The organism is Rhodococcus sp. NPDC019647 (genome assembly GCF_044389235.1).
GTDB classification, from domain to species: Bacteria; Actinomycetota; Actinomycetes; order Mycobacteriales; family Mycobacteriaceae; genus Rhodococcus_F; species Rhodococcus_F oxybenzonivorans.
Genome location: NZ_JBIRXS010000071.1, coordinates 1 through 2,952 on the forward strand (window position 1 = coordinate 1; position 2,952 = coordinate 2,952).

The 2,952-nt window shown below is 68.5% G+C and carries 1 protein-coding gene; it reads left to right on the forward strand.

Annotation, left to right across the window (positions count from 1 at the left end; all coding sequences use genetic code 11):
- Positions 1–2,952: amino acid adenylation domain-containing protein (locus ACH49N_RS38875; protein ID WP_358278821.1), on the forward strand; the 2,952-nt coding region annotated here is incomplete at both ends.

A 2,952-nucleotide genomic window follows, 5' to 3' on the forward strand; every position in this document is an offset into this window, starting at 1 on the left:
ATCACCAACCACCACATCCTCCTCGACGGCTGGTCCACCCCCCTCCTCCTCCACGAACTCCTCCACCTCTACACCCACCACAACGACACCACCGGACTTCCCCCGGTGACCCCCTACCGGGATTACCTCGCCTGGTTGGCCCAGCGCGATTACGCCGAGTCGGTCGAGGCGTGGCGCCGGGCGCTCGAGGGAGTCGAGGAACCGACACTTCTGGTGCCCCAGGGTCATCTCCCCTTGGAGCGGGGCGCGCCGGCCGACCACGTCGTGACGCTCGCCGCCGAACACACCGACGCCCTGCGGGCACTGGCGCGCGAACGGAACCTCACCCTCAACACCATGGTCCAGACCGCCTGGGGCATCGTCCTGGCCACCCTCACCCACCGCGACGACGTCGTCTTCGGCACCACCGTCTCCGGACGCCCACCCCACATCCCCGGCATCGAAACCATGATCGGACTCTTCATCAACACCATCCCCGTCCGCATCACCCTCGACCCCCACCACACCCTCACCCAACTCCTCGACCGCACCCACGACTCCCACACCCAACTCCTCGACCACCACCACCTCGGCCTCCCCGACATCCACCGCGCCACCGGACCCGCCACCACCTTCGACACCCTCACCGTCTTCGAGTCCTACCCCCTCGACACCGCCGCTCTCGACCCCCACGACAGCGAACTCGACATCACAGGTGTCCATACGATGGACACCACTCACTACCCTCTGGCGATCGCCGCCACCGCCGACACCCGCCTGCACCTGCGTGCCACCTACGACAGCGCCGCTTTCGACACGGCAGCGGTCGACACCCTGCTCGAGCGGGTGATCACCGTTCTCGTCGCGATGGCCGACACACCGGCTCTTCCGCTCTCCCGCCTGAGCGTTCTCACCCCCCAAGAGTCGGCAACGCTGGTGCCCGCCCGCGGTGATGCGGCCGAGCGGCCCCGCACCCTCGCCCACCTCCTCACGGAAGCCGCTGCCCGTCATGGCAATTCGACCGCGGTGGTCGTCGGGGACGTCCAGGTGACCTATAACGAACTCGACGAACGCTCCACCCAGCTCGCCCGCTTGCTCGTCGGCCGGGGGGCCGGTCCGGAAACCGTTGTCGCGGTGGCGGTGCCGCGGTCGATAGAGTCTGTGGTCGCCGTGTGGTCGGTAGTGAAGACCGGCGCCGCGTTCCTTCCCGTGGACCCCACCTACCCCCGCGCCCGCATCGACCACATGGTGTCCGACTCAGGTGTCACACTCGGCCTGACCGTCTCCGAGCATCTCGAAGCACTGCCCGGCACCGTCGCATGGACAAGTGTCGATGACGTACGCACAGACGGCGGCGCGCCTGCCACCGGTTCCGGCGTCGACCTGTCAGCTCCGAGCGTCGACACCCCGGCCTACGTCATCTACACCTCCGGGTCGACCGGCATCCCGAAAGGTGTCGTGCTCAGCCACCGTGGGATCTACGCGCTGGCAGACGAATTGCGCGAGCGCGCCGACGTGACGTCGCGATCGCGCGTCATGCATTTCTCGTCCCCGAGCTTCGACGCATCGATCCTCGAGTACCTGCTGACCTGGTCGGCGGGAGCCACCATGGTTCTGGTCCCACCCACCGTGTACGGCGGCGAGGAGCTGAAGCGGCGGATGCTCGACGGCGGCGTGACCCATGCCTTCCTCACTCCCACCGCACTGGCCTCGCTCGATCCGGCCGGATTCGACGGGCTCGAATGCATCCTTACCGGTGGCGAGGAATGCCCGACGGAGCTGGTCGCTCGCTGGGCGCCGAAACACCGCATGCTCAATGCGTACGGCCCGACCGAGGCGACGGTGGCCACCAACCTCACCCACGGCCTGGTCCCGGGGGAGACGGTCCCGATCGGCGGCCCTGTTCGCGGCGTCACCGAACTCGTGCTCGACACCCGGCTGCAACCGGTCCCGGTGGGCGCGCCCGGCGAGCTCTATGTCGCCGGCGGCGGGCTGGCGCGTGGCTACTACGGGCGCCGCGGCCTCACCGCTACCCGGTTCGTGGCACACCCCTACGGCGGCCCGGGTGAGCGGCTGTACCGCACCGGTGACATCGTCCGGTGGCGCGACCACGGTCATACGCTGGAGTATCTGGGCCGCAGCGATTTCCAGGTGAAGGTCCGCGGTTTCCGCATCGAACTCGGTGAGATCGATGCGGTGCTGACCCGCCATCCCGCCGTCGACTTCGCAGCCACGCTCGCTGACCAGACGGCTTCGGGTGACACAGCCCTCACCGCCTACGTACTGCCCGCCGCCGATCAGGATTTCGAGGCACGGAGCCTCGTCGCGTTCCTTGCTCAGCGACTGCCCTCGCACATGGTTCCCGCAGCGATAGTGCCGATTGCCGAGATACCGCGCACCCCGACCGGCAAGCTCGACCGCGACGCACTGCGGGCCTTGCGCGGTGCTTCCGGGCGGGACGGGCGTGACGGTACCGGGCGGACAGCCCCCACCACTCCGCTCGAAGACACGCTCACCCGGCTGCTCGCTGCGGTACTCGAGATGCCCAGTCTCGGGGTCGACGACAGCTTCTTCGAGTTCGGCGGTAACTCCCTCAGTGCCACCCGGGCGGTGGCACGCATCAACACGGTGCTGCACACCGACATCGGCGTCCGCGCACTGTTCGATGCCCCTACCCCTCGCGCGCTCGCCCGGGTGGTGGCCTCGGCGGGAAGCGGCACCACCGCCCGGCCTGCGCTGACTGCGGGTCCGCGGCCGCGGTGGATCCCCCTCTCCCCCGCCCAGAAACGCATGTGGTTCCTCAACCAATACGACACCACCTCACCCGCCTACAACATCCCCCTCACCCTCCACCTCACCGGACACCTCGACACCACCGCACTCGAACACGCCCTCACCGACCTCACCACCCGCCACGAAACCCTCCGCACCACCTACCCCCTCCACCACGGCCAACCCACCCAACACATCCAC